This window comes from Rhodopseudomonas sp., assembly GCF_036404135.1.
Taxonomy (GTDB): domain Bacteria; phylum Pseudomonadota; class Alphaproteobacteria; order Rhizobiales; family Xanthobacteraceae; genus Rhodopseudomonas_A.
The window spans coordinates 1-7,207 of the sequence record NZ_DASWPE010000124.1; the positions used below are offsets into that span (position 1 = coordinate 1).

A 7,207-nucleotide genomic window follows, 5' to 3' on the forward strand; every position below is an offset into this window, starting at 1 on the left:
CGCGATCTGGTCGAACTGCATGAACACCAGATTCCAGATCTCGATGAAGCGGTCGCCGTCTTCCTCCGGCGACCCCGGCGGGCCGCCCGCAATGTGCTCGCCATGGTCATAGAAGATTTCCGAACACGGCCCGCACGGGCCGGTGTCGCCCATCTGCCAGAAATTGTCCGAGGTCGGGATCCGGATGATCTTGGAGTCCGGCAGGCCGGCGATCTTCTTCCACAGCGCGAAGGCCTCGTCGTCCTCGGAGAACACCGTGACCAGCAGCCGCTCCTTGGGCAGGCCGAACTCCTTGGTGATCAGGTTCCAGGCGAGCTCGATGGCGTGGTCCTTGAAGTAATCGCCGAACGAGAAATTGCCCAGCATCTCGAAGAAGGTGTGATGCCGCGCGGTGTAGCCGACATTGTCGAGATCGTTGTGCTTGCCGCCGGCGCGGACGCATTTCTGCGAGCTGGCGGCGCGGTGGTTGGCGCGGGTCTCGACGCCGGTGAAGACGTTCTTGAACTGCACCATGCCGGCATTGGTGAACATCAAGGTGGGATCGTTGCGCGGCACCAGGGGAGACGACGGCACGATCTCGTGCCCGTCCTTGCCGAAATAATTCAGGAATGCCGATCTGATTTCGTTAACGCCGCTCATGTCCGTCCAATCGCATCCGAGATCCCGCCGCACCCGCAGCCCGATCCTTCCCCGGGGCCCTGCTTTTAGACGCGAGGCTCCGCGCTGTCCAGAAACTGGACCACAGATCAGAGGCTTGCCGGCGGTGGCAGAGAGCCGTTGATAGGTGCCGCCGGTGCGTTGACAGCCTTGCGCAAGCTGTATTTGCTCCCTAGCTGTTAAGAGTAAGTCGCGTCGGGAGAGATCGGCCGCAAGGCCGGCGCCGAAGGAGCAACCGCCCCGGAAACTCTCAGGCAAACGGACCACGCGCCTTGATGACATCTGGAAAGAGATTACGCCGAATCAACGCGATTCCGGCAAAATCCGCCGACGGGATAATGCTCTCAGGCACAGCGACAGATGGGGCCCGGCAGGTCGACGAGAAATGGGTCTCGGGAACCGCGAGGACCCCATGATGCTGGCGCACAACGATCAAACGCCCCCGTTGCAGCGGACCCCGCTGCACGCGCTGCATCTGTCGCTGGGCGGCAAGATGGTACCGTTCGCCGGCTACGAGATGCCGGTGCAATATTCCACCGGCGTGCTCAAGGAGCACCTGCATTGCCGCGCCAAGGCCGGGCTGTTCGACGTCTCGCATATGGGCCAACTCGAACTGCGCGCCAAATCCGGCCATGTCGCCGACGCCGCGCGCGCGCTGGAGCGCCTGGTTCCGCAGGACATTCTGTCGATTGCGCCGGGCCGGCAGCGCTACGCCCAGTTCACCAATGACCAGGGCGGCATTCTCGACGACCTGATGGTGGCGAATTCCGGCCGGCATCTGTTCCTGGTAGTCAACGCCGCATGCAAGGCCGCCGACGAGGCGCATCTGCGCGAGGCGTTGTCGGGGGTCTGCGACATCGTCGCCCGCCCCGACCGCGCGCTGCTGGCGCTGCAAGGCCCCGGCGCCGAAGCCGCGCTGGTCAAGCTGTGCGCCCAGGCCGCCACGCTGCGCTTCATGGACACCGCGCCGCTCACCGTGATGGGGCAGGCCTGCCTGGTGTCGCGCTCCGGCTACACCGGCGAGGACGGCTTTGAGATTTCGGTGCCGGCTGACGGCGCGGTGGCGCTGGCCGAGGCGCTGCTCGACGACCCCGAGGTGCTGCCGATCGGGCTTGGCGCCCGCGACAGCCTGCGGCTCGAGGCCGGGCTCTGCCTCTATGGCCACGACATCGACGCCACCACCACGCCGGTCGAGGCGGCGCTGGAATGGTCGATTCAAAAGAGCCGCCGCGCTGGCGGCCCGCGCCCCGGCGGCTTTGCCGGCGCCGCTATCATTTTGCCCCAGTTGGAGACCGGCGCGCCGCGCCGCCGGGTCGGGCTGCGGCCGGAGGGCCGCGCTCCGGTGCGTGAAGGTGCGGCGTTGTTTGCCGACCAAAGCTCCGTCGAATCGATCGGCGCGATCAGCTCCGGCGGCTTCGGGCCGAGCCTCGGCGGACCTTTGGCGATGGGTTATCTGCCGACGCCACAGGGGCGTCACGATGCCGTGATTTTTGCCGAACTGCGCGACCAGCGGCTGCCGCTGCGGGTCTGCGCCACCCCGTTCATTCCGACCAGCTACAAGCGTTAAGGATCGAAGATGACCACCCTGTTTACCCCCGATCACGAATGGCTGCGCATCGAGGGCGACGTCGCCACCATCGGCGTCACCGATTACGCCCAGTCGCAGCTCGGCGACGTGGTGTTCGTCGAACTGCCGAAGATCGGCCGCAAATTGCAGAAGGCTGAAGCCGCCGCGGTGGTGGAATCGGTGAAAGCCGCCTCCGACGTCTATGCGCCGATCACCGGCGAGGTGCTCGAGGTCAACGACACGCTGCAGACCGATCCGGCGCTGGTCAATTCCGACGCCGGCGGCGCCGCCTGGTTTTTCAAGCTGAAGATCGCCGACAAGGCCGAGCTCGACGGATTGATGGACGAAGCCGCCTACACCGCGCACACCGCCTGACGATGAGGAGATCGCGATGACCGCTCACCGCAGCCAGTCTGAGGATATCGCCACCGGCTTCGCCCGCCGCCACATCGGGCCGTCGCCGCAGGACATCCGCAGCATGCTGCGCGTGGTCGGCGCCGACAGCCTGGAAGCGCTGGTCGACCAGACGCTGCCGGCGGCGATCCGGCAGCGCGCGCCGCTCGACCTCGGCCAGGCTTTGACCGAGACCGAGGCTTTGGCGCATATGGCCGAACTGGCCTCCCGCAACGAGGTGTTCACCTCGCTGATCGGCCAGGGCTATTCCGGCACCATCCTGCCCGCGGTGATCCAGCGCAACATCCTGGAAAATCCGGCCTGGTACACCGCCTACACGCCGTATCAGCCGGAGATCAGCCAGGGCCGGCTGGAGGCCTTGTTCAACTACCAGACCATGATCTGCGATCTCACCGGGCTCGACGTCGCCAACGCCTCATTGCTCGACGAGGCCACCGCCGCTGCGGAAGCCATGGCCTTGGCCGAGCGCAGCGCGCACAAGAAGACCAAGGCGTTCTTTGTCGATCGCGAGGTGCATCCGCAGACGCTGGACGTGCTGCGCACCCGCGCCGAGCCGCTCGGCTGGACGCTAATCGTCGGCGATCCGGTTCATGATTTGCAGAAGGCCGACGTGTTCGGCGCGCTGTTGCAATATCCCGGCACGTCCGGCGCGGTGCGCGACCCCAGGCCGATGATCGCCGCGTTGCGCGCCAAGGGCGGGCTCGCCATCATCGCCGCCGACCTGTTGGCGCTGACGCTGCTCGCCTCGCCCGGCGATCTTGGCGCCGACATCGCGATCGGCTCGGCGCAGCGCTTCGGCGTGCCGATGGGTTACGGCGGGCCGCACGCCGCCTTCATGGCGGTGCGCGACAGCCTCAAGCGTTCATTGCCCGGCCGCATCGTCGGGCAATCGATCGACGTGCACGGCCAGCCTGCCTATCGCCTGGCGCTGCAGACCCGCGAACAGCACATCCGCCGCGAGAAGGCCACCTCCAACATCTGCACCGCGCAGGTGCTGCTGGCGGTGATCGCCGCGATGTATGCGGTGTATCACGGCCCCGACGGGCTGTCGGAAATCGCCCGAAGGGTGCAGCGGCGCACCGCGGTGCTGGCCGCCGGGCTGCGCCGGCTCGGCTTTCCGCCGCACAATGAATCGTTCTTCGACACCCTCACCGTCGAGGTCGGCGACAAGCAAAGCGAGATCGTCGCGCGCGCGCTGAGTGAGCGGATCAATCTGCGGATCGGCGAGCGCACGCTCGGCATCGCGCTCGACGAGACCACCACGCCGGCGATCGTCGAAGCGGTGTGGCGGGCGTTCGGCGGCGCGCTGAACTATCGCGCGGTCGAGCCGGAAATGCGCGACACGCTGCATCCGGCGCTGAAGCGCACCTCGAGCTTTTTGACCCAGGAGGTGTTCCAGGCCTATCGCTCGGAGACCGAATTGCTGCGCTACATGCGCAAATTGAGCGACCGCGACCTCGCGCTCGACCGCGCCATGATCCCGCTCGGCTCCTGCACCATGAAGCTGAACGCCACCACCGAGATGATGCCGCTGACTTGGCCGGCGTTCGGCAGCCTGCACCCGTTCGCGCCACGCGAGCAGGCCCCGGGCTATGCCGCGCTGTTCGCCAAACTCGAAGCCTGGCTCGCCGACATCACCGGCTATGACGCGGTGTCGCTGCAGCCAAATTCCGGCGCGCAGGGCGAATATGCCGGGATGCTGGCGATCCGGCACTATCACGCCGCCCGCGGCGAAGCGCATCGCACGATTTGTCTCATTCCCTCCTCGGCGCACGGCACCAACCCGGCCTCCGCCAGCATGGCGGGGATGCAGGTGGTGGTGGTCGACTGCAACGCCCGCGGCGACGTCGACGTCGCGGATCTGCGCGCCAAGGCCGCAGAGCACGGCGACAACCTCGCCGCGGTGATGATCACCTATCCCTCGACCCACGGCGTGTTCGAAGAACACATCCGCGAGATCTGCGACATCGTCCACGGCCATGGCGGCCAGGTCTATCTCGACGGCGCCAATCTCAACGCCCAGGTCGGGCTGGCCCGGCCCGGCGAATACGGCGCCGATGTCAGCCACCTCAATCTGCACAAGACGTTCTGCATTCCGCATGGCGGCGGCGGCCCCGGCATGGGACCGATCGGGGTGCGGGCGCATCTGGCGCCCTATCTGCCCGGGCACTTCGCGCTCGCCGGCAGCGCCGCGCAAGCCGACGGCGCGCGGCACGGCGGCGCGGTGGCGGCGGCGCCCTATGGCTCGGCGTCGATCCTGACGATCTCCTACATCTACATCCTGATGATGGCCGGCGACGGCCTGCGCCGCGCCAGCGAAGTGGCGATCCTCAACGCCAACTACATCGCCGCCAAGCTCGATCGGCATTTCCCGGTGCTGTATCGCAACGAGCGCGGCCGCGTCGCCCATGAATGCATCGTCGATCCCCGCGCGCTGAAGAATTCCAGCGGCGTCACCGTCGACGACATCGCCAAGCGGCTGATCGACTACGGCTTCCATGCGCCGACCATGAGCTTCCCGGTGCCCGGCACGCTGATGATCGAGCCGACGGAATCCGAATCCAAGGCCGAGATCGACCGTTTCTGCGACGCCATGATCGCGATCCGCCACGAGATCGCCGAGATCGAGGCCGGACGCTGGAGCGTCGAAGCCTCGCCGCTGCGCCACGCCCCGCACACCGTGCACGACATCGCCGAGGAGGTGTGGTCGCGGCCCTATACGCGGCACGAGGGCTGCTTTCCGGCCGGCACCACCCGCACCGACAAATATTGGTGCCCGGTGGGGCGGATCGACAACGTCTATGGCGACCGCAACCTGGTGTGCTCCTGCCCGCCGATCGAGGATTTTGCGCTGGCCGCGGAGTGAGGGCGGCGCGCGGAGGCGCGGCAGGCGTGCGCTGGTGGAGCGAGCGGGGGTGGCGGGCGCGGGTGGCAAATGCTGGCGGAGCGAGCGCGAGCGGCGTGCGCGGGCGGCTTGAGCGGGCGCGCGGCGGAGCGGGCGGCGTGCGCGGGTGGCAAGCGGAAGTAGACGTCCCGCGCGCCGGTTAAGCGCGATGTGACCGCAGACGCCGCGCTCACCGCCGGCACGACGTCATCCTGAAGCGCAGCTCACGGGCCGGCTCTTGCCGACCGGGAGTTGCCTCGAAGGATGGCGACAAGCTCACATGCGCCCGCGCAGGTTTAAGCTTGAGCAATTCCGGTTCTGATAGATCAAAAACGCAGCTCTGAGATTGTCATTTTGACGCGTTTTCTTCACGCCAACCGGGATCCACGTCGCTCGAAAACGCTATAAAGACGCCTCGCAGGTTGCTGTCATCCTGCGAGGCTCGCCGCTTGCGCGGCCTCGCACCTCAGGATGACGGCCTCCCTCATTGATGAGCCATTGATCAGCAGCGTCGCAGAGCGAAGCTGCGGCAGGCGATTCGAGGCATCGGCAACAGATCCCCGCACCCCGCACCGCCCGCCGCGGCAAATCGCTTACTCCTCGATCGGCTCCTCGCCGTCGGCGTCGCGTTCCGGCGAGCCGGCCAGGATCTGCTCGGCGATCAGCCCGGAATTCTGCCGGATCGCCGCCTCGATCTTCGCGGTCATGTCCGGATTGGCCTTCAGGAAGGCTTTCGAATTCTCGCGGCCCTGGCCGAGCCTTTGGCTGTCATAGGAGAACCAGGCGCCGGACTTGTCGACGATGCCGGCCTTGACCCCGAGGTCGAGGATCTCGCCCATCTTTGAGACGCCCTCGCCATACATGATGTCGAACTCGACCTGTTTGAACGGCGGCGCCAGCTTGTTCTTCACCACCTTGACGCGGGTCTGGTTGCCGACCACCTCATCGCGTTCCTTGATCTGGCCGATGCGGCGGATGTCGAGCCGCACCGAGGCGTAGAATTTCAGCGCGTTGCCGCCGGTGGTGGTTTCCGGCGAGCCGTACATCACCCCGATCTTCATCCGGATCTGGTTGATGAAGATCACCATGGTGTTGGACTTGTTGATCGAGGCGGTGAGCTTGCGCAGCGCCTGGCTCATCAGCCGCGCCTGCAGCCCGGGCAGCGCGTCGCCCATCTCGCCTTCGAGCTCGGCGCGCGGCACCAAGGCCGCCACCGAATCCACGATCAAAACGTCGACCGCGCCGGAGCGCACCAGCGTGTCGGCGATTTCCAAGGCCTGCTCGCCGTGGTCGGGCTGCGAGATCAGCAGTTCATCGACATTAACGCCGAGCTTGCGGGCATAGACCGGATCGAGCGCGTGTTCGGCGTCGATGAAGGCGCAAATCCCGCCCTTCTTCTGCGCCTCGGCGGCGCAATGCAGCGCCAGCGTGGTCTTGCCGGAGGATTCCGGGCCGTAGATCTCGACCACCCGGCCCTTCGGCAATCCGCCGACGCCGAGCGCGATGTCGAGCCCGAGCGAGCCGGTGGAGATCGTCTCGATGTCCATCGAGCGATCGTTCTTGCCGAGCTTCATCACCGAGCCCTTGCCGAACTGGCGCTCGATCTGCGAGAGCGCGGCGGCCAGCGCCTTGGTCTTGTCCATGGACGATCCTTCGACGATGCGCAGGGCAGTGGGGGCAGCCAT

The 7,207-nt window shown here is 66.6% G+C and carries 5 protein-coding genes and 1 riboswitch; of the genes, 3 read left to right on the top strand and 2 right to left on the bottom strand.

What is annotated here, in order from left to right:
* Nucleotides 1–639, bottom strand: a 639-nt coding sequence (locus VGC77_RS15465; protein WP_331172452.1) for an alanine--tRNA ligase-related protein, incomplete at its 3' end; no start/stop codon positions are given.
* Nucleotides 640–843: 204 nt separating this feature from the next.
* Nucleotides 844–932, top strand: a riboswitch (glycine riboswitch).
* Nucleotides 933–1,072: 140 nt separating this feature from the next.
* Here VGC77_RS15465 and gcvT point away from each other — a divergent pair.
* The 3 genes from gcvT to gcvP are packed head-to-tail and all read left to right on the top strand — an operon-like array spanning nt 1,073 to nt 5,504.
* The gene (gcvT, locus tag VGC77_RS15470; RefSeq protein ID WP_331172456.1) at nt 1,073–2,224 is read left to right on the top strand and encodes a glycine cleavage system aminomethyltransferase GcvT; all 1,152 of its coding nucleotides are present in this window, start codon (nt 1,073–1,075) and stop codon (nt 2,222–2,224) included.
* A gap of 9 nt (nt 2,225–2,233) precedes the next feature.
* Entirely contained in the window at nt 2,234–2,599 is a 366-nt protein-coding gene (gene gcvH, locus VGC77_RS15475; RefSeq protein WP_331172453.1) for a glycine cleavage system protein GcvH, read from the top strand.
* 16 nt (nt 2,600–2,615) lie between these two features.
* A complete protein-coding gene (gene gcvP, locus VGC77_RS15480; RefSeq protein WP_331172454.1) occupies nt 2,616–5,504 on the top strand; it encodes an aminomethyl-transferring glycine dehydrogenase in 2,889 nt (962 codons plus the stop codon).
* A 611-nt stretch (nt 5,505–6,115) separates the two neighbouring features.
* Here gcvP and recA read toward each other — a convergent pair.
* On the bottom strand, nt 6,116–7,207 hold the full coding sequence (recA, locus tag VGC77_RS15485; RefSeq protein ID WP_331172455.1) for a recombinase RecA: 1,092 nt from the start codon (nt 7,205–7,207) through the stop codon (nt 6,116–6,118).